This window comes from Streptomyces sp. NPDC050509, from assembly GCF_044457965.1.
GTDB lineage: Bacteria > Actinomycetota > Actinomycetes > Streptomycetales > Streptomycetaceae > Streptomyces.
On sequence record NZ_JBITHL010000019.1, the window covers coordinates 1 to 24,161 of the forward strand.

Here is a 24,161-nt window from a genome sequence, read left to right on the forward strand (position 1 = left end):
GACCCCAAACCGTTCGCATGGACCAAGAGCGCCGACGAAATCCTCAACTCATTAGCGAAATATATCGCCAGGATTTCCGGCGCAGGACACTAGCTGGCGGCGCTGCTTCTCCTGGAGCTTCTGCTTACGGGACGGGCTCTTCTCGGGGGTTTGCGAAGTCATGACCAAGATCATAAGCCGACCGTCGGTAAACCCCGAAATTCCCAACTGACGCCCTTCGAAAGGGCGTTCCAGAGACCGGAAAGCCGGGCCCCGGCGCCGCCGCGGCCGGCCCCTCCGATGCGGAGTGCCGGCCGTGGCGCGCGGGTCCCGTCAGCCGGTTCCGGCGGCGGCCTCGTGCCGGGTGTCCTTGGCCGCGGCCTCGTCCGGTGTGCGGGTGGCGGCGGAAACCCCCATCATCACCAGGGTGTTGAGGAGCAGGGCCACGATGCCGACGTTGAGGTCCTTGACCGCCTGCGGCAGCACGGGCAGCAGGTCGCCGACGGTGACGCCGGTGAGTGTGACGACGGCGACCGTGGTCACACCGACGACTATCCCGGCGGCGGCGCCCTGCTTGGTGACGATCCGCCGACTGGCGAGGCTGGCCAGCAGGGCGGGGAAGAGCTGGGTCACCAGGGCGTAGCCCATGAGCAGCAGGGAGACCAGGGAACTGCCGCCGTTGAAGGTGAAGTACAGCGCGATCAGAGCGAGCGCGGGGACCAGGAGCTGGGCGAGACGGCCCACATGGGCGTCGCTGGTGGCGGGGCGGGCGAGCCGGTAGACGTTCTTGGCCAGGCAGGTCGCGGAGGTCATGAGCAGCAGTGAGCCGGGGACCAGCGCGGTGAGCAGTCCCGCCCCACCGACGATCCCGACGACCCACGGCGGGAACGTGGCGGTGGTGATGCGCAGCAGGGCGAGGTCCGCGTCGGCGCCCTGGAGACCGGGGACCACCAGGATCGCCGCGAAGCCGACGAAGAAGACGAAGAGCAGGATGAGCTGGTAGAGCGGCATGAAGATCGCGTTGCGCCGGAAGACCCGCTCGTTCTGGGCGGTGTAGGAGGCGCTGAAGGTGTGCGGCCACATGTAGAAGCCCACCGCCGAGAGCAGCACGGTCGAGGCGAACCACGAGGTGCTCATTCCGCTGGCGGGCAGGGTGAGAAGGTCCGGCTTGGCCTTGTCGACGGCCTGGAACATGTCGCCGATGCCGCCGAAGTAGTGCACCGGAAGGTAGATGCCGAGCACGAGCACGACCGCCAGGATCGCGACGTCCTTGAACACGGCCGTCCAGGCGGAGCCGTGGATGCCGGAGATCGTCACGTAGACCGTCAGTGCGACGGTGCCGATGATGATGGCCCAGTGCGACGAGATGTGCCCGTACGAGGCCACGGAGACGATGATCCCGAGGCCCTTCAACTGCAGGACGAGGTACGGCACCATCGCGACGACTCCGACCAGGGCCACCAGCGCGCCGAGCAGGGGACTCTCGAACTTGGCGACGAAGAAGTCGGATTGCGAGATCAGCCGGTGTTCTTTCGCGTAACGCCAGATCGCCGGCAGCAGCCAGTACGACAGGACGTAGGCGAGCGAGGCGTAACAGAGGATGTAGTACGCCGGAGCGCCCTTGCCGTACGCCCAGCCCGAGGCGCCCAGAAAGGTGAAGGTCGTGTAGATCTCGCCTGCCAGCAGCAGGAAGACGAACATCGTTCCGAAGCCGCGGCCTCCTACCGACCACTCTTCGAGGTTCATGTCCTTGCCGCGGCGGGCGCGCAGCCCGAGCAGCAGGGCCGCTACGAGGAAGACAAGGATGACGGCGATGGCGGTCACGACGTGTGGTCCTTCCGGTTGGCCGGGTCCAGCCGGTAGATGACGGCCATGGTCGCGGAGATCAGGACGACCCACATGACCAGCCAGAAAAGAATGAACGGCATGCCGAGGACATAGGGCGTCACCCGGTTCGCGAAAAAGATCCCGCCGAGGATCCCGATGAACGGGATCACACCAAGCAGATGGGTGGGTTTCACGTCAAGAACCTCCTGGGGCGGGCGGGACTCCGTGGGGGAGCGAGCACATCCCGGGGCGGTCGCCGTTGGCGGCTCGGCCCGCCGGTTGCGGGATGGGCGGTGCGGCTCCCCGCGTCTCTTTGGATTTCACCGTGCGGAAATAAGTTTCCAACTGGGGAGATGTATAGGCCCGCCGGATGACCTTGTCAACGGTTTTCACAAGACGGATAAATCAAACTTTTTGTTGAAAATACGCCGAACATCCGGTCGGCCACACAGGGAGGCCCACGGTCGGGCCGACACACAACAGCCACACAGGGGCCCCGCGGCACCCGCCCGACGAGCACGTCCCGCGAGAGGGGTTGTTATTCCACCATGCAGAAAATACTATCCGCATCGCAGAACTAGTTCGGCATCCTGCCGGATCCCCGACTGTGCGAGGTCCACTCATGTCCACACCAAGTCCCGGATACGCCATCACGCTGCGCGCCGAGGCACCCGCGGCGCCCGACTCGACCGCGCGGCTGACCTCCGCGGTGAGCGGCGCCGGTGGCGCGCTGACCGCCCTGGACGTCGTCGAGAGAGGTACCGACCGCATCCTGGTGGACCTCACCTGCGACGCCGTGGACGAGAAGCACACCGAGGCCATCAGCGACGCCGTCGAGGCGCTGGACGGTGTGACCGTCCAGGAGACCGGTGACCGTACGTTCCTCATGCACCTGGGCGGCAAGCTCGAAATCACCCCGCGGATCGAGCTGCGCCATCGCGACGACCTGTCCCGCGCCTACACACCAGGGGTGGCCCGCGTCTGCCAGGCCATCGCCGACGACCCCGACGAGGCGCGCCGTCTGACCGTCAAACGCAACACGGTGGCGGTGGTGACCGACGGATCCGCCGTGCTCGGCCTGGGCAACCTCGGCGCCGCCGCCGCACTGCCCGTCATGGAGGGCAAGGCCGCCCTGTTCAAACGCTTCGCCGGGGTGGACGCCTGGCCGGTGTGCCTCGACACCCAGGACACCGACGAGATCGTCCGGACCGTCGAACTCCTCGCCCCGGTGTACGGAGGCGTCAACCTGGAGGACATCTCGGCACCGCGCTGCTTCGAGATCGAGCGGCGGCTGCGCGAGAAGCTCGACATACCGGTCTTCCACGACGACCAGCACGGCACCGCGATCGTCGTCCTCGCGGCGCTCGCCAACGCCCTGCGCGTCGTCGGCAGGAAACTCGCCGACGTACGGATCGTGGTCTGCGGAGTGGGCGCCGCGGGGTCCGCCATCATCCGGCTGCTGGCCGCCGAGGGCGCGGGCTCCATCGTGGCCTGCGACCGCACCGGCATCGTCCACCGCGGACGCCCCGACCTCGACGAGGCGCGCCGCCGGATCGCGGACGCCACCAACGCCGAGAACCGCTCAGGCACCCTGGGGCAGGCCGTACGGGGCGCGGACGTGTTCATCGGTGTGTCCGGGCCGAACGTCCTCACCGCCGCCGATGTCGCCGCGATGGCGGACGGCGCGATCGTCTTCGCGCTCGCCAACCCCGATCCGGAGATCGACCCGGTCGAGGCGCGGCGCCACGCCGCCGTCGTCGCGACCGGCCGCAGCGACTTCCCCAACCAGATCAACAACGTCCTGGCCTTCCCCGGTTTCTTCCGCGGACTGCTCGACGCGGGCGCCCACGAGATCACCGACGCCATGCTCATCGCGGCCGCCCGGGCGATCGCCGACCGGGTCGCGGCCGAGGAACTCGGCGCCGGCTTCATCGTCCCCAGCGTCTTCGACCCGACGGTCGCCCCCGCCGTCGCCGACGCCGTACGCGCCAGGTCGGGCACCGGCGCCTGACTCCACCCCTCACCGCACCACCCGGCCACGTCCCCCACCCGCTGACACTCCCCTGGAGGAGATCCCATGGCACGCATGTTCCTCAACGGCCAGGCGATGGAGGGCGGTCCCTTCCACCACCACCTGGGCGGCGCACCCCTGGTGGCGAGGACCCGTACCGCCCCCGGCCACCGCTTCTTCTCGATCCGTGACACCTGCCCCGGGCTGCTCCCCGACCCCGGTGTCGACACCAGCGTGGCGGGCGAGGTCTACGACGTCCCCGACGAGGTGCTGCGCGACGAACTGCTGCCGAGCGAACCGGCGGAGCTGGAGTTCGGCGTCATCAAGCTCCAGGACGGCTCCTCGTGCTTCTCGATGGTGCTGCGCCGTGGGGAGCTGGAGAAGGGCATCCACACGGAGATCACCGAATTCGGTGGCTGGCGCGCCTACCTGAGGACACTCGGCCGCGACGCCTGAGCCGGTTTCTCCCGGTGGCGCGGGCCCCCACCGCACCACCACACGACGACGGAAGGAAGACGCACCATGAGCACCACCCCCCGGAAGATCGCTTTCATCGGACTGGGCATCATGGGCGGCCCGATGGCCGCCAACCTCGTGAAGGCCGGTCACACCGTGACCGGTTACAACCGCAGCGGCTCCCCCGTCGACCGGCTGATCGCCGCCGGCGGCCGGGGCGCCGGCAGTATCGCCGAGGCGGTACGCGACGCCGAGGTCGTGATCACCATGGTCCCGGCCGACGCCCAGGTCGAAGAGGTCGTCCTCGGCCAGGACGGCGTCCTGTGGCACGCCGCGCCGGGCACCCTGCTGATCGACATGAGCAGCGTCACCCCGGGGACCGCCCTGGAGGTGGACGCCGCCGCGCGCGAGCGGGGCGTCCGTACGCTCGACGCGCCGGTCTCCGGCGGGGAGGCCGGCGCGATCGAGGCCGTCCTGTCCATCATGGTGGGCGGCGAGGCCGACGACTTCGCCGACGCCCGGCCGGTGTTCGACGCGCTGGGCACCACCGTCGTGCACGTCGGCCCGCACGGCGCCGGCCAGACGGTCAAGGCCGCCAACCAGCTCATCGTCGCCGTCCATCTCCAGGCCCTGGCCGAGGCCGTGGTCTTCCTGCGGAACGCCGGGGTGGACCTCGCGGCGGCGCTCGACGTCCTGGGCGGCGGACTGGCCGGCTCCACCGTCCTCGACCGCAAGCGCGCGGCGATGGTGAGCGGCGACTTCAAGCCCGGCTTCCGTATCGACCTGCACCACAAGGACATGGGCATCGTCACCGACGCCGCCCGCGCGGTGGGCGCCCCGCTGCCCGTCGGCGCCCTGGTCGCCCAGCTCGTCGCCTCCGCGCGCGCCTGCGGCGACGGCGGTCTTGACCACTCCGCGCTGCTGCGGGGCGTCGAACGCCTCGCCGGCCACGCCCAGCACTGAACCCCCGATGACCCCCGACCCATAGGAGAACCTCATGGCTCGCATGACTGCGGCCCAGGCCGCGGTGGAGATCCTGAAGCGTGAGGGCATCACCCACGTCTTCGGTCTGCCCGGCGCCGCGATCAACCCCTTCTACGCGGCGATGCGCGGCGACGGCTGCCTGACCCACGTCCTCGCCCGGCACGTCGAGGGCGCCTCGCACATGGCCGAGGGCTACACCCGGGCCAGGCCGGGCAACATCGGCGTCTGCGTGGGCACCAGCGGCCCCGCGGGCACCGACATGATCACCGGCCTGTACTCGGCCATCGCCGACTCGATCCCGATCCTGTGCATCACCGGCCAGGCGCCGGTGGCCAAGCTGCACAAGGAGGACTTCCAGGCGGTCGACATCGCCTCGGTCGCGGGGCCGCTCACCAAGATGGCGATGACCGTCCTCGAACCCGCGCAGGTGCCCGGCGCCTTCCAGCAGGCGTTCCACCTGATGCGTTCGGGGCGCCCGGGCCCGGTGCTGATCGATCTGCCGATCGATGTCCAGATGACCGAGATCGAGTTCGACCCGGACACCTACGAGCCGCTCCCGGTCTACAAGCCGGCCGCGACACGGGCGCAGATCGACAAGGCGATCGAGTTGCTGCAGGCGGCCGACCGGCCGCTGCTCGTCGCCGGCGGCGGTGTCATCAACGCCGACGCGAGTGAACTGCTGGTGGAGTTCGCCGAGTTGACCGGCGTTCCGGTCGTGCCCACCCTGATGGGCTGGGGCGCCATCCCCGACGACCATCCGCTCATGGCCGGCATGGTCGGCCTGCAGACGTCCCAGCGGTACGGCAACGCCACCATGCTCGCTTCGGACTTCGTGCTCGGCATAGGCAACCGCTGGGCCAACCGGCACACCGGGGGCCTCGACACGTACACCCGGGGACGCACCTTCGTCCACGTGGACATCGAACCGACCCAGATCGGCCGGGTGTTCGCCCCGGACCGCGGTATCGTCTCCGACGCCAAGGCCGCCCTCGAACTGTTCGTGCGGGCCGCGCGGGAACTCAAGGACGCCGGGTCCCTCAAGGACCGCTCCGCCTGGTCGGACAGTTGCCGGGAGCGCAAGCGGACGATGCTGCGCAGGACCCACTTCGACCAGGTGCCGGTCAAACCGCAGCGTGTCTACGAGGAGATGAACAAGGCGTTCGGCCGCGACACGCGGTACGTCAGCACGATCGGTCTCTCGCAGATCCAGGCGGCGCAGATGCTGCACGTCTACCGGCCCCGGCACTGGATCAACGCCGGACAGGCCGGCCCGCTGGGCTGGACCCTCCCCGCGGCGCTGGGGGTCGCTACGGCCGAGCCGGAGGCCACCGTCGTCGCGCTCTCCGGGGACTACGACTTCCAGTTCCTCATCGAAGAGCTGGCCGTGGGCGCGCAGTTCAAGATCCCGTACCTCCATGTCGTCGTCAACAACGCCTACCTCGGACTGATCCGGCAGGCCCAGCGCGGCTTCGACATGGACTTCTGCGTCCAGTTGTCGTTCGACAACATCAACGCGCCCGAGGTGGGCGGTTACGGGGTCGACCATGTCAAGGTCGCCGAAGGACTGGGCTGCAAGGCCATCCGTGTCTTCGAACCGGACGGCATCCAGCCGGCGCTGGAGGAGGCCAAGAAGCTCATGGCCGAGCACCGGGTGCCGGTGATCGTGGAGATCATCCTCGAACGCGTCACCAATGTCGCCATGGGCACCGAACTCGACAACGTCACCGAGTTCGAGGAACTGGCCACCGACGCGGAGCACGCGCCCGGCGCGACCCTCGCCCCCCGCGGCTGAACGCCCTTCGGGCCGGTACCCGAAGAGCGCTCCCGGAACAGAACAGAGGAGACGCATGACCGACTTCACCCTGCTGCCCGACCTCGCCGCCCGCTCACTCGGCGCCGGCGTCGTGGCGGCCAACGACGAGTTCTTCGCCGAGAAGGAGAACCTGCTGCGCCCCGCGCCGCCGGTCTTCCAGGCCCACACCTTCGGCCACAAGGGCCAGATCATGGACGGCTGGGAGACCAGGCGCCGCCGCCCGGAGTTCGAGGAGGGCGACCGCGACTGGGCGATCGTCCGCCTCGGCGCCCCCGGCCTGATCCGCGGCGTCGTCGTGGACACGGCCCACTTCACGGGGAACTACCCCGAGTACTGCTCCCTGGACGCCTGCGCGATGGAGGGCTACCCCACCGCCGACGAACTCAGCGGCGCCGAGTGGGTGCCCATCGTCCCCAGGAGCGCCCTGCGCGGTGACAGCGAGCACCGTTTCGACGTCGATGCCGAGCAGCGCTTCACCCATGTACGGCTGAACATCCATCCCGACGGCGGGGTGGCCCGGCTGCGGGTCCACGGCAGTGTGATCCCGGACCCGCGCTTCCTCACCGGGACCGCCTGGGACCTCGCAGCCACGGAGAACGGTGGTGCCGTCACCGACGCCAGCGACCGCTTCTACTCCCCGCCCAACAACGTCCTGGCCCCCGGGCTGCCCCGGGTGATGGGCGACGGCTGGGAGACGCGCCGGCGCCGCGGCGCGGGCAACGACTGGATGGTGGTCCAGCTCGCCGCACGGGGCCGTATCACCCAAGCGGCCGTCGACACCTCGTACTTCATCGGCAACGCACCCGGCTCCGCCCGCCTCCAGGGCATCGACGCCACCACCGGGGACCCGACCGATCCCGGGGCATGGTCCGACCTGCTGCCCCGGACCCGGCTGCAACGGGACACCCGGCACCGCTTCCGGCTGCGCACCGCCCGGCCCGTGACCCATGTCCGGATGGACGTCTACCCGGACGGCGGGCTGGCCCGCCTGCGGCTCATCGGCGAGCCCACGCAGGACGGGCTCGCGGCCCTGGGGCTGCGCTGGTTCGACCGGCTCCCCACCTCACAGGCGGTCGACACGCTCGTCGCCGAGTGCGGCGCCGACCGGGAGTGGGCGCGGGACCTCGCCTTCGCGCGCCCCTTCACCGACCCGACCGGGCTGGAGAAGGCGCTGGAGGGCGCCGCGCCCTGCAACGCGGGCGCCGCTCCCGAACTCGCCGACCGCGTACGGGACCTGCTGGCGGTACGGAACTGACCGTACCCGGTACGGGATCGTGTCCCAGGACGGCCGGCGCCCGGTGGCGTCGGCCGTCCCGGCGATCAGGACGGGCGGCGAGGAAGGACGGGCCGGCGTGAACGGTGCCCGGCGCACGGACGGTAGCTTGGCCCGTACCAACGGACGAAGGTGTGTATCAACGTGACGCGCGGCACCCCCCTGCTCCAACTGGCCGACGTCGGACGCCGTTACGGGGAGCGGTGGGTGGTGCGCTCGGTCACCCTGGACCTCACCGCAGGGCAGTGCGTGGCACTGGTGGGTGGCAACGGGGCAGGAAAGTCAACGCTGTTGCGGCTGGCGGCGGGCCGGGAACGGCCGACGTCGGGAAGCGTCGTCCTCGACGGCGGACCGGTCGACGAGGACACTCCCACGATCCGGGCCCGTATCGCCACGGTGATGGACGCGGGCACACACTATCCGGACCTGACGGTGCGGGAACACCTGATGCTGGTGGCACTGGCGCACGGCCTGGGCGCGGAGGCCGCGGACGCGGTCGACCAGGCCTTGGCGGACCATCACCTGACCGATCACGCCCGCACCCTGCCGTCGGCCCTCTCCTCGGGGCAGACGCAGGCGCTGTCGCTGGCCTCGGCCTTCGTACGGCCGCACGACCTGCTGATCCTCGACGAACCCGAGCAGCGACTGGACACACGGGCCCGGGAAGAACTGGCGCGACGGCTCGCGGCGCACAAGAAGGCCGGGGCGGCGATCCTGATCGCCACCCATCACGACGCCCTGGCACGGGCGGTGGCGGACCGGGTGGTGACGCTGGAGGACGGAACCGCCGTCGGGGGACCCGAACCGCTCGCCGGAGGGGCCCGCTGATGTCCGGTACGGCGGAGGGACTTGCGGATCGTACGGAGCGGACGCTGAAGTTCCTTCGCGAGGCACGCACGTCGTACCGCCGGGAGAGGCGGAGGAACGGCGCCTTCACCGTGTACGTCGTCGCGCTGTTCGCCGTGTTCTGGGGCGCCCCGCTGCTGGCGGCTGCCGCCCGGGCCGGGGAGCGCGGCGCGTGGCACGGGGACACCGCGCGGCAGGTGGAGGCGAGTCTGCCGGTGGCCGCGCCGGCCCTGTCGGCACTGGCGCTGCTGCTGGTGGCACGCAACGCCCTGTGGCGGGGGCCGGTGCTGGTGGATCTGCCCACCGTGTCCTGGCTGCTGCCGTCACCGATCCTCCGCGGCCCGCTCCTGCTGCCCGGACTGCTCGCGTCGGTGTCCTTGGCGGCGTTCACCGGATCGGTCGCCGGCGGTGTGCTGGGATATCTGCTGTACGTGGCCGGAGCCGGCGGATGGGCGCCGCTCACGGCGGCGGGGGCGTGGGCCGGTCTGGCCACGGCGCTCACGGCCGTCGCGACCGGGGCGCTGGTCGAGCGCCACGACCGTACGGTCAGGCGTTACGGCGCCCGGGCCTTCGGGGCCGCCTGGGTCCTTCTGGCCGGCGCGTCGGCGCTCTCGGTCGACGCGGCCGTCCGGAACGGGAGCCCGTGGGCCGGCCCGGTGCTGCTGTGGTCCGGCCCCTGGGGATGGGCGGCCCAGCCGCTTGTCTCCGCCGCCGGGCATGACACACCGGGATGGGGCGCCGGGGCCGCCCTCTCCGCGGTGTGCGCGCTCGCCGCGCTGCTCCTGGCATGGCGCGAGACCCCGCGGATCCCGGAGGAGACCTTGCGTTCCCGGGCCACCGTGGCCTCGCAGTTGACCGCGTCGCTCTTCGCCCTGGACCTGCGGCAGGCCCGCTCCACCGTGCGCGACCCGCGGCGGCGGGGATCCCGGCCCGCGCTGCGGCTGCCCGTACCGCGCCACCCGTGGCTGCTCGTGCCGTGGCGCGACGCGACGGCGCTGTTGCGCGCGCCGGGACGGCTGCTATGGGGAGCTCTGTGGACGGCCGCCGCCGTGGCCCTGAGCGCGTTCGCCTCCGCCGGGCAGCCGCGCGGGCAGATCGTCCTGTGCGCCCTGCCCCTGGTGGCCGGGTATCTGGCCGCGGCCCAGTTGGCCGAGCCGGCTCGCGTCGAGAGCGACGACTTCCGCCGCTCCTCGGGCCTTCCCTACGCGTTCAGGACGCTCGCACTGTGGCACGCGCTCGTGCCCGGCGCCCTGCTCATCGCGGGAACGGGCGCGGCCCTCGTCCTGTCACGGGCGGCCGGGTGGTGGGCACCGGGGCACCTCGTCCTCCTCGCGGCGGCGCCGGCTCTCGTGGGCGCGGCGCTGGTGAGCGCGTACCGCGGCGCGGTCCCGCCGCATGTACTGATCGGCGGGGAGACGCCGATGGGCAACACCGCCGCGCTCCAGACGGCCGTCTGGTACGGGCGCGGGCCGTTGGGGGTGCTGGCCCTGACCACGCCGGTGATGGTCGCGGCGACGCGCCAGGACCATGTCGGCGCGGGGCGTTTGGCCTGGCTGTTGCTCGTGGGGGCATGCGGACTGTGGTGGGCCCGGCGCACGGCCCACCGTCTTCACGGTTTCCGTCCTTCCGATGCGCGAGAGCCGCTGTTCACCGCCGTGCGCACCTGGCTGCGCACGCGCCTCATGACGGGGCCCGGACGGTGAGGCCGGGAACCGCTGTCCGTCAGCGCCTTGTTGAAGCGGGGGCGCCGCTCATGTGCCCCCAACTCCCCCACCGCCCCCGGCGGGCCCGCTCAACAGGAACGAGTCGCGCAACGCCCTGCGCAGACCGGGAACGAGCTCGTCGAGGCGCTCGGCGAACGCCCTGAGCGTGAGCTTGTGTTCGCGCAGTTCCTCTCTCGTGAACACACTGGTCCTCTCGCATTCGACGGGGAGCACAGCCATGGCCAGCGCGTCCGCCGGGAGGGCCGCCGGATCGCGGCCGGCCGCCACGGTGTCGCGTACCGTCTCCCGCAGGGCGAGGACCTGTTGCGGGTCGTTGACGGTGACGTAGTGCGAGGCGAGCGGCGACGGACCTCGTCCGCTCGGGAGCGTGACGGCTCCCGAGGCGGCGAGTTGGTCGCGTACGGGCTGCTCGGCCGTGGCGGCCTTGTGGTGCACGATCCGGAGCCAGTGCGTCGGCTCCTCGGGTACGTCACGCCACACCTCGGCGAGGAAGTGATCGTTCGGCGGCTCGGCGGCGTGCCGCAGGACCCTGCCTCGGTCGGCGGTGAGCAGCCCGTCCAGGGTCAGCTCGGCCAGCGCCGCGGCGCGCAGCAACTGGCCAAGCCCCCGGAGATTGACGGCCTCGAACTTCCCTTTGTCCACGGAGTAGCAGAGCAGGTAGAGACGCTGGGGCAGGCTCCGATCCATCTCTTCGTCCTCCCCACCCTCGAATGTCTCCAAGAGACACTATGCCACTAAATGACAGGCGAGGCTCACTCGTCCGACAGCTTGGTGTCGGGTACCCGCCAGGCGGCGATCACGAAGGCGGCGAGACCGACGACGGCACCGGTGAGGAAGACGACCTGCATGGCGCTGACATAACCCTCAAGGAAGGGCTGGGCGGCGCGGGGATCGAGGGCGTGGAGGAAGGCCGAGTCCTCCAGGTTCACCTTGCCGTCGGCTCGGAGTACGCCGTCCAGGGCGCGGGCGTTGTCCGGTTCTTCGGTGAGTCGGCGGAAGGCCGGCTCGGCCGACGCCGCGGTGAGGCGTTCGGTGATCCGTGTGCCCGCGAGGGAGAAGAGGATGGAGAGAAAGGCGGCGGCGCCCACCGTGCCGCCGTTGGACCGGAAGAAGTTCACCGCCGCGGTCGCCGCCCCCATGTCACCGCGGGGCACCTCCGACTGAGCGAGCGTGGTGATGGTCTGCATCGCGGCGCCGAGGCCGGCACCCATGAGCAGCATGCCGATGGAGACGTACCACAGCGGGCTGTCCGCGCGGAGCGTCGCGAACACCACCAGGGAGAGCGTCAACGAGGCGATGCCCAGGACCAGATGGATCTTGAACTTCCCCGTCCTGGACATCAGCCGCCCGACCAGCAGCGTCACCGACACGTTCGCCACCACGGTGGGCAGCGTGGCCAGACCCGCGTCCACCGGGCTCATGCCCTTCGCGAGCTGAAGGTAGAGCGGGAGCGTCGTCATGGTGCCGAACATGGCGATGCCGACGACGAAGTGCAGGACGGCTCCCAGTCGGAACGCCCGAATCCGGAACAGCCGTGGCGGCAGCAGGGCGGCATCCCCCATCCGGCGCTCCAGCAGGACGAAGAGGATCAGACCGGCCAGTCCGAGCCCGTACGCGGCCAGGGCCGGGCCGGAGAGCCAGCCCCAGGCCCGGCCCTGCTCGGCGACGACGAGCAGGGGGACGATACCGATGGCCAGCGCCAGCGCTCCGCCGTAGTCCAGGCGGTGGCGTACGGGCTGGTGCGGGACGTGCAGCACCCGCAGGATCACCACGACGGCGAGCGCCGCCAGCGGCACGTTGAGCAGGAAGATCCAGCGCCAGCCGTCGAGCCCGAGCAGGGTGGCCTGCCCCGCGAACACCCCTCCGACGAGCGGCCCCGCGATGCTCGCACCGGCGAAGACCGCCGTGATGTAGCCCTGGTACCGGCCGCGTTCCCGGGGCGAGGTGAGGTCGGCGATGATCGTCATGGCGAGCGACATCAGCCCGCCGCCACCGAGACCCTGCACCGCGCGGAAGGCCGCCAGCTCGTAGATCGACGTGGCGAAGCCGCACAGCAGCGAGCCCACGGCGAACAGCACGATCGCGCACAGGTACACCGGTCGGCGGCCGTAGATGTCGGAGAGTTTTCCGTACAGCGGGGTGACGATGGTGCCGGTGACGAGGTACGCGGTCGTCACCCACGCCTGCGCGGTCAGCCCGTGCAGATCGTCGGCGATGGTGCGCAGCGCGGACGAGACCACGGTCTGGTCGAGCGCCGCGAGGAACATGCCGAGCATGAGCCCGGACAGCACGGTGACGATCTGCCGGTGCTCCAGCCGCGCGGGTCCGGCGGGGGCGCCCGTGCCGCCGGGCCGGGCCGCGTCGGAGGTGGTCATGTCACTTCCTCCGCTTCCCCCGCTTCCCCCGCTCATGCCGCGACACCCGGGCCGCCGTCGGCCGCCGAGGTGTGGGCCTCCTCCAGTTCCCAGACGTGGTCGAAGTGGTCCTCCAGCGGGCGCTTGTTCCGCCCGGTGATCACGAGCAGATCGGAGAGACCGGCGCCGGCGGCCTCTTCCACCACGTACTGGATGGCCGGGCGGTCGACGACGGGCAGCATCTCCTTGGGCATGGCCTTCGTCGCCGGGAGGAAGCGGGTGCCCAGACCGGCGGCCGGTATCACGGCCTTGGTGACGGTGGTGGCAGGGGGCGGGGAAGGCGGCATGGGAACCCTTTTTCGCTGCGTGTTCGTACGGTGGACGGAGGCGGAGGCGGAGGCGGAAGCGGAAGCGGAGGCCGGGAGGGGGCGGGCATGAGGAGGGGGCCGAGCCGCCCGGCCGGGGCCCAGGGGGCTCGGCTCCGGCCGGGGGGGCGATTACCGGACAGCCGGACGGGACGACGGCCAGGCGGGACGACGGTCCGCCACGGGGGCCGTCCGACGGGCCAACTGTCCGACGAGTGTCAGATGATCTTCTGCAGATCGGCCACGGCGCTGTCGATCTCCGGCAGCGCCAGCATCGCCAGCCGGGCCTCGCGCGCCCTGGCCCGGACGCCGGGGTCGGTCAGCACCTCGCGTACGGCCTTGGTGATGCCCTCCGCGGTGATGTCGGTGATCTCCCTGCCGAGGCCGAGTTCCTCGACGCGGCGCGCGTTGACGGGCTGGTCGCCGAACTGGGGCAGCACCGCCATCGGGGTGGCCGTGCGCAGCGCCTCCCGGATGCTGTTGAAGCCGCCGTGGGTGAGGAACACGTCGACGGCCTCCAGCAGCAGGGGCTGCGGCACCCGGTCGGTGACGTGCACATGCGGCGGCAGGCCGTCGGTGTCCGCCGGGATGCCGGAGGTGGCGACGATCACGGTGCAGTCGTCGAGCCGCGACACCGCCTCGATCATCGACCGCAGCGTATCCACCGGGTCCGGCATCGGGAACAGCGACGGCCCGTTCGCCTCGGCCCCCATCTCCCTGATCATCGGAAGCGCGGTGCCGAGAGCGGCGAACACCAGGGGGCGGTCGGTGGGCAGTTGGGCGATCCACTCCGGCAGGACCGAGCTGCGGTCCACGGTCACGGTCTGCCGGTAGGACCACGACGGGGGCAGGTGCTGGGCGAACGAGAAGGCCGCCGGTACGTAGTCGACGCGCCCGTGGGGGACGAGCGACAGCGGGTCCTCCTGGGCGGACAGCCCGAATTCCTTCCGCAGGCCGTTGAGACCGGGCAGTACCATGGCGGGGTCGATGAGATTGTTGGTGCCCGACGGGGTGGGCAGTTGCGGGATGCCGAGGTGTTCCGCGATCAGGCAGGAGCTCAGGTCCATGCCGTCGCGCAGGATGAGGTCGGGGGCGAACTCCCGCGCCACCGGAAGGATCTCTTCCCAGAGCTTCCTGGCCATCGGACCGGAGGTGATCTCGGGCATGAGGCGCGCCATGGCGTCCTGCGGCTCGCCGTCCTGGCCCGGCCGCATCGCCTCTTCGAGCAATTCGGGGGTGATGAAGGACTGTGGCGTGAAATCGCTCATGCAGACGGTCACCCGGACGTCGTCCTGTTCGAAGACGGAGGCGACGATCGGGGTGGTGGCCACGAGGACCTCGTGTCCGGCCGCGGCGAACGCCCGGGCCAGCGGAAGCTGCGCGCGACCGTGGGAGGGACTACCGAGCGTGGTGAACAGTACTCGCACGACAAGCCTTTCTTCGGGGCTTGAGAGGGGGGTGGAAGGGAAGGGGGCGCGGTCAACCGGCCATGGCCAGCGAACGGCCGATGCCTTCCCAGGTCAGCGCGGCCCTGTCGAGCCGTGCCGGGTCGAGGATGTTACGGAAGTCGTAGACGAGCGGCGCGGCGAGCCGCCCGGCGACGGCCTCCCAGTCCAGGTCGCGGAATTGCGGCCACTCGGTGAGTACGACGCAGGCGCCGGCCCCCTCGACCGCTTCGAGGGGGGTGCCGGTGATGGTGAGCAGATCGCCGAGGTCGGGGCGGAGTTCGCTGAGGGCCGGGTCGTAGGCGCGCAGTTCGGCGCCCTGCTCCCGCAGCAGGCGGGCGATGGCGAGGGCGGGCGAGTCGCGCAGGTCGGAGGTGCCGGCCTTGAAGGTGAGACCGAGCAGCCCGATCCGGACGCCGCGCAGCGAACCGTCCGCCCCCGCGCATCCGGCGGCCACCCGCTCGACGAGCCGGCGCTGGTGCTCGACATTGGTCTCGATGGTGGCCCGGAGCAGCGGGAACTCGACGCCGGACTCCTCGCAGACGCGCAGCAGCGCGTGCGTGTCCTTGGGCAGGCAGGAACCGCCCCATCCGGGCCCGGGCTTGAGGAAGGCGCCGCCGATCCGCGGGTCGTGGCCGATGCCGGCGACCACGTCGTCGATGTTCGCGCCGAGACTCTCGCAGAGCGTGGCCAGGTTGTTCGCGAACGACAGTTTCATCGCGAGGAAGAAGTTCGCCGCGTACTTGGCGAGTTCGGCGCCGGCGGTGTCGGTGACCACGCGCGGTGCGTCGATGCCCACGTACAGGTCGGCCACCAGCCGGGCCGCGTCCGCGTCGGCGGCACCCACCACGATCCGGTCGGGGTGGAGGAAGTCGCCCACCGCGTGTCCCTCGCGGAGGAACTCCGGGTTGCTCACCACGGTCACGTCGGGGCGGCCGAGCAGGGCCGCGACGCGCTCGGCGGTGCCGACCGGCACGGTGGACTTGTTGACCACCGTGCAGCCACGCGGCAGGCGGTCGCGGACCTCGTCGGCGACCGCCTCGACGGCGGCCAGGTCGGCGGCGCCTCCGACGCCCATCGGGGTGGGCAGGCAGAGGAAGACGACCTCGGCCTCCTCGACGGCCGCCCGGGTGTCCCTCACGAACTCAAGACGGCCGGATTCCAGCCCCTCGCGGACGACTTCCGTGAGGCCCGGTTCGAGGATGTCGACCTCCGCCCGCCGGAGCCGTTCGACCTTGCGCTCGTCGGCGTCCGCGCACACCACCCGGTGCCCGAGGGAGGCCAGACAGGCGCCGGTGGTCAGTCCGACATAGCCGGTTCCAATGACGGTTATATGTCGAAGTCCCATGAGAATCACCGATTCTGCTTGTTCGAGTTTCAGCCTCACCGAGGGCCGGCGCCTCGGCCGTATCACCAGCAGGGGAACAGGTCCGACACCGTCGTCGGACCTGAACGTGGAGGACGGGTGTCGGAGATCAACGGCCCGCGCCGACAAGCTACTTCGCCCGCCTAACCATTTGTCAACGATCGGTGACATTGGTTGGCGGCTTTTGGACAGCGCGGGCCGGCACCGGGAGCATGTGTACGGAACCGCCCGACGGAGGAGAACCAGATGGACAGACCCGAAGAGGCGAAACGGGGCGGCGCCGGCCGCACCTCGCCCCGTAAATACGACGCCGCCGGCACCCAGGCGGCTCTCGTGAGCGCCGCGGCCAGGTGCTTCGGGACGTGTGGGTACGACGGCGCCAGCATCCGCGACATCGCCAGGGTCGCCGATGTCGACGCCGCTCTCGTCTACCGGTACTTCGGCTCAAAACAGCGGCTCTTCGCAGCGGTCGTGACCAGGGGCACCGCCGTGTTCGAACCCCTGCGCCACCTGCCGTTGGAGGAGGTGGCGAAGTGGGTTCACCAACTCGCCTTCGAAGGCCCCGAAGAAGGCGAGATACCGCATCCGGTGCTGACGATGCTCCGCTCACCCAACCGGGAGGAGGCCGTCGGACGTATGCGCGCCGATGTGACCGCGGTCTTCTCGGAGAGCTTCGCCGGACGTCTGGACGGCCCCGACGCCGAGGTCCGCGCCGAACTGCTGGCGGCGCTGGTGCTGGGCATGACACTGATGCGGCTGGCCGTCCAGCCGCCCGCGCTCAGCTCCGCACCGGACACCGCCGTACTGCCCTATCTCACGGCGGCTGTCGATTCGCTGCTGAAGCCGGGCGGGGCGGAGAAGGGAGCGGGTGACGGCTGCTGTCACGGGGTTCCGGGCAGTGACGGGCCGCCCCCGGCCGCCCCGGGCGGCTCCTGCTGAACCCGTCGCCGCCAGCTATCGCCGACCGGCGCCGACCAGCGTTGACCAGCGTTGATAGCGGGAGGGCATCGACGGCTCGGAAGAGGTATTGGACCCGACGAGCCGGACCGCGTGAGCTTGGACGCGGACGTGAACCGCGACTCCACTTCCCGCTTGTGCCCGTCGCGGCGATCACGTCCCGGTAGCCGAGATGCGGAGGGCGATGATGGTGATTCGGGATTCGACGGTGGGTCAGGGACGAGCCGGACGGTGGAATGCCGTGATGAGAAAGGTGCTCGGAGCGGCCGCGCTCGCGGTGGCGGCGGGAAGCCTCTCGGTCGTCGGTGTCGGACCGGTGGCACCGGCCGTCGGCGCGTCGGCGACGGAGCGCGTCGGCGACCGTCAAACACAGTGGCGCGCCGGAGCGCCGATGCCCGAAGGGCGTGCCGAGATGGGGGTCGCCGCACTCGACGGTCGCGTGTATGTCGTCGGTGGCACCGTACAACGCGGCGACGACGCACCTGAGTTCACGACCACTCTGGTGACCAGCTACGACCCACGCGCCGACCGCTGGTCGCGGCACGCTCCGCTGCCTCGGCCGCTCACCCATGTCGGTGTGGAGGTGCTGGACGGCACGTTGTACGCGTTCGGCGGATTCACCGACATCGTGCACCTCGACCCACAGCGGGTGGCCTTCGTGTACGACCCGCGGAGCGACATCTGGACGAGGCTGCCCGACATGCCCCGGAAGCTGGGGTCGGTCGCGGTCGCGGCGGTGGGCGGGAAGCTGCACCTGATCGGCGGACGGGACTCACGCACCGTCGTGACGGTGCCGGGCACGCAGCCGCCGATCTCGCAGGGGTTCGGGACGGTCCGGACCCACCTGGTCTACGATCCGGCGCGGCAGCGCTGGACCCATGCCCTGCCGCTGCCGGTCGAACCTCGCGATCACATGGGGATCGCCGTTCTGGGCGACAGCATCCATGTCCTCGGTGGTCGGGTGGCGGATGTGGCGGACAACCTGGCACGCCACGACGTCTACAACACGCTGACCCGTCGGTGGACCACGGCGGCGCCCCTTCCCACGCCTCGCTCCGCCGGCGCCGCGGCCGTGGTGGACGGCCGTATCGTCTACGCCGGCGGCGAGTGCAAGTCCGCCGGGGGCGCCGACCCGACCGGCACCTACGACGACGTGACGGCTTACAGCCCGCGCACGGACCGCTGGTCCACTCTCCCCGCGCTGCCACAGGCACGGCACGCGTTCGGCGCCGCCCGGATCGGGGACCGCGCCTACTTCGTCGGAGGAGCGCTCACCTGCGGAGGCGGCGCGAGTACCGACACACTGGAACTGACCCTGTCGGAGTGACACCGCTCGGCCAGGGTCGAGCCGCGCGGAACCCCGCGTAGAGCCCGGACTTGTTCTTCGGCTCCGGCCGGCTGGATTCCAAAGCCAGGCGACAGGCGCGTGGGCCGCGCAGTCCCCATCACGACTGAGCCCCGCCGCACCAGCCGGCGGGGCTCAGTCGTCTCACGTGCTCTCACGCTGCGGTCACCAACTGTGCCGACTCACCCGGACAGGAATACCCTGAACTGGCACTATGCGCCCGTCCTAGCTAGGGTCTTTCCGTTCGGATCCGGCTGGATCAGGGAGCTCCGGCCGCGTCAGCGGCTGGCGGGACGCCCGCACCTCACGCGGGACACCCGCACCTCACTTCGCACACCACTGTGACTTTGGACAGCGGCCCCGGAATGGTCCGAACAGCGATTGAGCTGTTCACCTGCCCGCTCAATGGCGGCCATGCGCACTGTCGGAGGCTCCACCGAAGAGCCGGGCCGGCGGCCGGTCCTGCCGGGGTCAGCCCGACTTCGGCGGCTTCCGCGTGTCGAAGGCGAAGAGAGTGTTCTTGTCCGCGGCCACGATCACCGCACGCCCCGCGACAATCACGCGCGGGCTCGCGCCCTGCTCGCCCGTCAAACCGTCGACCTGCGGATCCGTTGTCCACAGGAACCTGCCGTCGTGCGGCGACAGCGCGACCACCCGGCCGGTGGCCGAGCTGAAATACAGTGCGCCGGATCCCGCCACGGGACCCGACGCGCCCTCCACGCCCGTCTGCCGGGACCACTTCACCCGGCCCGTCGCGGGGTCGACGGCCGTGACGAGACCGGTCTGCCTGCTCACGTAGAGGGTGCCGTCCGCCATGCCGGGCGTCCCCGAGTATGTCGTGGCCAACCGGGAGTACGTGACCTTCCGCGAGGCCGGGTGGACCCGCGCCACCCCGTCGTAGCCGGCCGGCGCCGGTCCCTCCATACGTACCTGAAGGAGTACGAGCCTGCCGTTGGCGACGCCCATCGGCACGGCGGGGCCGTCGACCGCGATGGGCCTGCCCAGCGTCCCCGAGGCGCGGTCCACCGGGTACAGGGTGGGGTGGCGCACCTCCAAGGCGTCCACCTCCGTGTCCGTCGCACACATCGCGAGGAGCTGCCGGCCCACCGGAACGGGAGCGCACTGTGTGCCCGCGGGGAACGGCGTCTTCCAGGTGACCGTACCGCTGTGCGCGTCCCGGGCCTCGAAGCGGGAGTTGGAAGCGTCGACCGTCACCACGGCGGAGCCGACCACAACGGCGTCCTGAGTCCGGCCCGTGACGGCCTGCGACTGGGCGCCGGACGGCACGGACCACAGCTCCCGGCCACTGTCCGCGTCGATGGCCACCACCTCACTGGGAGGGTCCTGCGGGGCGTCCTGGGCGGCGAAGCGGTAACCGAGCACCGTGTCATCGGTGGCGCCGATCAGGTGCTTGCCCTGGACGGGGACGCCCGGACTCTTCGCCGTCCACACCTGCGAGCCGTCCGAGACCCTGATACGGGTCGCGACCACACTGCCGCCGCCGCAGAACAGCGCGTCGCCGCGTGCGACGCACCGCACCTCGTCGGGGATGTCCTCGCGACCGCCCAGCACGGTGTTGTGCCACGGCTCGAAGCCGTCCGGAAGTGCGGCAACCGGCGCCGCGACGCTGTTGTCCTGGTGGCCGCCGCTGTCCGCCCCGAAGCCGCCCGTCTTCAGCGCGGCGGCTCCCCCGCCGATCGCGGCCACCGCGACCGCGGTCGCGAGCACGGGACGCCATCGGCAACGCAGACGGCGGCCGACGGGGGCGCCGGTACCGCGTGTGCCGGGACCGGCCGGGTCGGTGGCCGGGGCGCTCGGCTCCGGGGTGGCCCGCGCCGCGAAGTGATGCTGGGTGTCCATGTCGCGGGTGCGGCCCGCGCCGTCCCCGTGCGCGTCGGTCCCGCCGAGGTCGGCCGGCAGGTCCCGCAGCAGTACGAGGAGTTCGTCCGTCGAGGGGCGCCCCTCGACCTCCTTGGCCAGGCACGACTCGACGACCGCGCGCAACGCCACCGGCACGGCGCCCAGCGAAGGCTCCTCGTGCACCACCTGATACGCCGTGATGTAGGGGCTGTCCGCGTCGAAGGGCCCGTGGCCCGTCGACGCGTACACCAGCAGCGTCCCCAGTGAGAAGACATCGGACCGCGGCCCCACACCACGCGGGGCCTGCAACTGCTCAGGCGACATGAAGGGCGGCGTACCGATGACCCGCCCTGTCATCGTCAGCGTCTGCTGGTCCACGGCGCGCGAAATGCCGAAGTCGATGACGCGCGGGCCCTCGGGCGAGAGCACCACGTTCGAGGGCTTCAGGTCACGGTGGACGACCCCCACCCGGTGGATGTCGCGCAGCGCCTCCGCCAGCCCGATGGCGAGCAGCTTCAGCTCCGCTCCGTTCAGCGGGCCTTCCGCCGCGATGCGCTGGGCGAGCGTCTGCCCCTCGATATAGGTCGTCGCCATCCACGGCTGCTCGGCCTCGGGGGCGGCGTCGACCACGGCGGCGGTGAACGCGCCGCTCACCCGTCTCGCCGCCGCCACCTCCTGCCGGAAACGGATGCGGAACTCGTCGTCCCCCGCGAACTGCTGGTGGATGAGTTTGATCGCGACAGGTCGCCCCGAGCTCGTGCGGGCCAGAAAGACCGTGCCCATTCCCCCCGAGCCGAGCCGCGCCTCAAGCGGATAACCGCCGATCTCGGTGGGATCACCTCCGCGCAGCGACACTCTTCCCGACCTCTCGTCCCCCGTGCACCTCTGTCACCACGGGCCTGCGTACCTGTACTGCACCCAAACTAGCCGCAGGGCGGTACGGCGGAGCAAAGAGGGTGACGAACAGGGGGCCCGGGGCTGCTCCCCTACCGTGGAGCGGAAGGCCGGCCGGCACGGCATCGGACGGGCCGTCCTCCTCAACGGCTTCGCCTACGACGAGGACGGGCCAGAGCAGTCCCACAGAGGCCGGTGCGCTCGACGCCCGGGTCCACTTCGCCGAGTAACCTGCCCGCCGCCCGCGCGGACCGCGCTCCGTCTTCGGCCTTCTCGGCAGCACCGGAGCCCCGCCGCACTGGCCCAACTATCCGCCGAGGAAGTCCCGTTGAGGAGAGTGCGTCGGATGCGCGCCCCCGGTGCACCGCCCCGGCGCTCGGTCGCCGGGGCGGGGGCGGCCCCTGAAACCCCTCGCGGACGCAGTCGTCCGAAGGGTGAGGTTCTTACTCCGCCCGGAGCAGGAACTCTTGCCCGAGACTTGTCCGGTATATATAACTATTTTCAGCTATACACCGGAGCTTCCGCGCTGACGCGCAGTCCGGTGCGCCGTGGTGCGAGAGGACCCGAGCCGAAGGACGCGCAGTATGGGTGTCATCCAGGACCGGGCCATGGCACGGCTCACCGACAAAGCCGGCCTCGCGCAACTGCTCACTCCCCGGGCCCGGCTCCTCGTCGAGCTGACCCACGAACTGGAGAACGAGCGCGTCGATTCCGTGACGGACCTCAGGGTCCGCTCCGTCACCCCCCAGTCCCCGCTCTTCCCGCCCGACTCCCGCCAGGGCTACTGGAGCCAGGTCGTCCCCTCGATCACCCGCGCCGACTTCGGCTGGGCGGGCGAGACGGCGGAACCGGTGTGGATCGACGTGCTCGCCGAGGTGGAGGTCGACCTGGTCGCCGAGACCGACCCCGGCGGGCTCGACTCGCTCGTCGTGAAGGCGGTCGACGACTACACCACTCTCGACGAGTTCCGCGCGCAGTTCCGATTCCTGGACCTCGACGCCTTCATGGCGAGCCACGGCCTTCGCACCGTCGAGGACCTGCGCGACTCGGGCGAATACCTGCGCACCGAGGTCAGGCTGCGCCGGCCGCCCGTCTTCGACCCGGCCGACCCGGCCAACCGCCGTACCGTCGGCCTGGACACCGCCGTCGTCATCGGGGCCATGAACGACGTCGCCGGAGCGGTACGGACGGCCCGCCGCGTCGCCGCCGCGGCGCGCGACCGACCGCTCGCGCCAGGGCCGTTCGGGGTGCGCGTCGCTCCGTACGCGCTGGCCGTCGCCTTCCCGGTACCGTCGCCCAGACCGCCGCCCCCGGAACAGGGGCTCGGTCAGGCAGAGATCGAGACCCTGCTCGGCGACGCCGGCATCGCGGCGCTCTTCCTCGCCTGAGGCCCGGCCCACCCCCCGAAGCCCCGGCCCCCCGGCCGCGGTTCCCGCGCCGCACACCGCGCCCCACACCCTCCCGCTGCCGGAAGGAAGCACGCCCCATGCCCACCGATCCCGTCCGCTACGTCCGCGTCAAGACCGAGGGCGTCCCGTTCGCCCCCGCCACTCGCGCTTACGGCAACATCGCCATCCTCGGCCTCGTGGATCCGCCCGCCACCCCACCCGACGATTTCGTCCAGCCCAACGTGCCCACCCTGATCGTCGACACCGGCGTCGCCCGCACGATCGCCACCGGACCCCTGGGCGACGCCGTGGCGACGGCGCTTGTCCAGGAGCCGGGGCCCAGCGAGGTGTGGGCCGTGCGCCTCACCGACGCCAGCCCCGAGTCCCTCGACGCCGCCTTCGCCCAAGTGGCCACGCTCGACGTCCAGCTGGTCGCGCTCGCCAACACCTCGCTCGTCAACACCGCGGCCGCCGGGGCCCCGGCCGTGCCCACCCCGGCGATCGTCAAGCTCGCCGAACACGTCTCCGCGCCCACCGGAGACGGCCTGGAACGCATGGGCATCGCCATGCTCCGCAAGGGGGACGCCGACCCGGCCGTGGTCTCCGGCAGCCTCGTCACCGAACGCATGGTGTACATGGCGCACAAGAGCGACGAGGACGTCGCCGCCGCCGTGGCCGGCACGATCGCCGGCTACGAGCCCCATGTCTCCCTGCTCCTGAAGAAGGTCAAGGTGAGCTCCGGGGCCTTCAGCGTCGCGGACGTCCTCAAGATCAACGGAAGCGAGGGCAAGAACAGCGGCGGCCCGGGAGGCTTCGGCGTCAACTGGCTGGTCGACCCGCCGCTGATCCCTGGTGCGGGTGTCTACCTCGGAGAGGGCTACACCGGCGACAGTGGGCCCGGCGCCAAGAAGTACATCGACATGGTCCGCACCGTCGACGACATCACGTTCCGGCTCAAGGCCCAGCTCATCGCCTCCATCGGCAACCTACGGATCAGCCGCTCCGGGCTGCGCGGTCTCGTCGCCGAGATGGAGACCGTCCTCGAACCCCTGCGGCGGGCCGAGGTCATCGACAGCTACGAGATCGTCGTCCCCATCCTCGTCCTGCTCGACAAGCCACAGCCCAGCCCCGTCGAGGAAGGGCTGATCCTGAAGGCCCGGACCGAGCGGGCCGCCGACGTCATGGTGAAGGTCGTCTACGCCGGGGCGATCCACCGCATCAACATCACCCTGAACTTCGAGTAGTCCGAGTCATTCGAGTAAGGAGCCGCCCCC

Annotated in this window: 17 protein-coding genes and 2 pseudogenes; 11 read left to right on the top strand and 8 right to left on the bottom strand. The window is 71.0% G+C overall.

Annotated elements, in window-relative coordinates; genetic code table 11:
- Positions 1–312: 312 nt before the first annotated feature.
- Positions 313–1,803 (bottom strand): sodium:solute symporter, encoded by a 1,491-nt coding sequence (locus tag ACIBJC_RS36215; protein WP_399300227.1) that lies wholly within the window; start codon positions 1,801–1,803, stop codon positions 313–315.
- On the bottom strand, positions 1,800–2,000 hold the full coding sequence (locus tag ACIBJC_RS36220; RefSeq protein ID WP_329825586.1) for a DUF3311 domain-containing protein: 201 nt from the start codon (positions 1,998–2,000) through the stop codon (positions 1,800–1,802). Before ACIBJC_RS36220 ends, ACIBJC_RS36215 begins: the two co-directional genes overlap by 4 nt.
- 428 nt (positions 2,001–2,428) lie before the next feature.
- Here ACIBJC_RS36220 and ACIBJC_RS36225 point away from each other — a divergent pair, with 428 nt between their 5' ends.
- The 7 genes and pseudogenes from ACIBJC_RS36225 to ACIBJC_RS36255 all read left to right on the top strand — a co-directional run bounded on the left by ACIBJC_RS36225 (position 2,429) and on the right by ACIBJC_RS36255 (position 10,892).
- On the top strand, positions 2,429–3,817 hold the full coding sequence (locus tag ACIBJC_RS36225; protein ID WP_399300230.1) for an NAD-dependent malic enzyme: 1,389 nt from the start codon (positions 2,429–2,431) through the stop codon (positions 3,815–3,817).
- A 66-nt stretch (positions 3,818–3,883) separates the two neighbouring features.
- On the top strand, positions 3,884–4,273 hold the full coding sequence (locus ACIBJC_RS36230; RefSeq protein ID WP_399300233.1) for a gamma-glutamylcyclotransferase: 390 nt from the start codon (positions 3,884–3,886) through the stop codon (positions 4,271–4,273).
- 66 nt (positions 4,274–4,339) lie between these two features.
- On the top strand, positions 4,340–5,236 hold the full coding sequence (locus ACIBJC_RS36235) for a 2-hydroxy-3-oxopropionate reductase (RefSeq protein ID WP_399300235.1): 897 nt from the start codon (positions 4,340–4,342) through the stop codon (positions 5,234–5,236).
- Positions 5,237–5,270: 34 nt separating this feature from the next.
- On the top strand, positions 5,271–7,049 hold the full coding sequence (gene gcl, locus ACIBJC_RS36240) for a glyoxylate carboligase (RefSeq protein ID WP_399300238.1): 1,779 nt from the start codon (positions 5,271–5,273) through the stop codon (positions 7,047–7,049).
- 55 nt (positions 7,050–7,104) lie between these two features.
- A pseudogene (gene alc / locus ACIBJC_RS36245) lies at positions 7,105–8,112 on the top strand (allantoicase); the annotation flags it as partial.
- A gap of 375 nt (positions 8,113–8,487) precedes the next feature.
- Positions 8,488–9,171 carry an ATP-binding cassette domain-containing protein gene (locus tag ACIBJC_RS36250; RefSeq protein ID WP_399300241.1) on the top strand — a complete coding sequence of 228 codons (684 nt, stop codon included), beginning with the start codon at positions 8,488–8,490 and terminating at the stop codon, positions 9,169–9,171.
- The gene (locus tag ACIBJC_RS36255; RefSeq protein WP_399300244.1) at positions 9,171–10,892 is read left to right on the top strand and encodes a DUF6297 family protein; all 1,722 of its coding nucleotides are present in this window, start codon (positions 9,171–9,173) and stop codon (positions 10,890–10,892) included. The genes ACIBJC_RS36250 and ACIBJC_RS36255 overlap by 1 nt, the downstream gene beginning before the upstream one ends.
- A 48-nt stretch (positions 10,893–10,940) precedes the next feature.
- On the opposite strand, the gene ACIBJC_RS36260 is transcribed toward ACIBJC_RS36255, so the two are convergent.
- From ACIBJC_RS36260 to ACIBJC_RS36280, 5 genes and pseudogenes are all read right to left on the bottom strand, one after another.
- Positions 10,941–11,600, bottom strand: coding sequence for a GPP34 family phosphoprotein (locus tag ACIBJC_RS36260; protein ID WP_399300246.1), 660 nt, complete (start codon positions 11,598–11,600; stop codon positions 10,941–10,943).
- Between the two features lie 65 nt (positions 11,601–11,665).
- Complete coding sequence (locus ACIBJC_RS36265) at positions 11,666–13,288, bottom strand: MDR family MFS transporter (protein WP_399300249.1); 1,623 nt, start codon at positions 13,286–13,288, stop codon at positions 11,666–11,668.
- Between the two features lie 53 nt (positions 13,289–13,341).
- A pseudogene (locus ACIBJC_RS36270) lies at positions 13,342–13,614 on the bottom strand (sugar phosphate nucleotidyltransferase); the annotation flags it as partial.
- A gap of 236 nt (positions 13,615–13,850) precedes the next feature.
- Positions 13,851–15,059: a glycosyltransferase gene (locus ACIBJC_RS36275; RefSeq protein ID WP_399300252.1), complete on the bottom strand. Its 1,209-nt coding sequence runs from the start codon at positions 15,057–15,059 to the stop codon at positions 13,851–13,853.
- A 52-nt stretch (positions 15,060–15,111) separates the two neighbouring features.
- Positions 15,112–16,425, bottom strand: coding sequence for a UDP-glucose dehydrogenase family protein (locus ACIBJC_RS36280; protein WP_399300254.1), 1,314 nt, complete (start codon positions 16,423–16,425; stop codon positions 15,112–15,114).
- Between the two features lie 264 nt (positions 16,426–16,689).
- Here ACIBJC_RS36280 and ACIBJC_RS36285 point away from each other — a divergent pair, with 264 nt between their 5' ends.
- Both ACIBJC_RS36285 and ACIBJC_RS36290 read left to right on the top strand, forming a co-directional pair.
- Entirely contained in the window at positions 16,690–17,382 is a 693-nt protein-coding gene (locus tag ACIBJC_RS36285) for a TetR/AcrR family transcriptional regulator (protein WP_399300256.1), read from the top strand.
- A 262-nt stretch (positions 17,383–17,644) separates the two neighbouring features.
- Positions 17,645–18,727, top strand: a complete 1,083-nt coding sequence (locus tag ACIBJC_RS36290; RefSeq protein ID WP_399300259.1) for a Kelch repeat-containing protein — start codon at positions 17,645–17,647, stop codon at positions 18,725–18,727.
- Between the two features lie 489 nt (positions 18,728–19,216).
- On the opposite strand, the gene ACIBJC_RS36295 is transcribed toward ACIBJC_RS36290, so the two are convergent.
- Positions 19,217–21,460: a PQQ-binding-like beta-propeller repeat protein gene (locus ACIBJC_RS36295; RefSeq protein ID WP_399300262.1), complete on the bottom strand. Its 2,244-nt coding sequence runs from the start codon at positions 21,458–21,460 to the stop codon at positions 19,217–19,219.
- 623 nt (positions 21,461–22,083) lie between these two features.
- On the opposite strand from ACIBJC_RS36295, the gene ACIBJC_RS36300 reads away from it, so the two are divergent.
- Both ACIBJC_RS36300 and ACIBJC_RS36305 read left to right on the top strand, forming a co-directional pair.
- Positions 22,084–22,887 carry a hypothetical protein gene (locus ACIBJC_RS36300; RefSeq protein ID WP_399300265.1) on the top strand — a complete coding sequence of 268 codons (804 nt, stop codon included), beginning with the start codon at positions 22,084–22,086 and terminating at the stop codon, positions 22,885–22,887.
- Positions 22,888–22,985: 98 nt separating this feature from the next.
- Complete coding sequence (locus ACIBJC_RS36305; protein ID WP_399300268.1) at positions 22,986–24,131, top strand: hypothetical protein; 1,146 nt, start codon at positions 22,986–22,988, stop codon at positions 24,129–24,131.
- Positions 24,132–24,161: the final 30 nt, after the last annotated feature.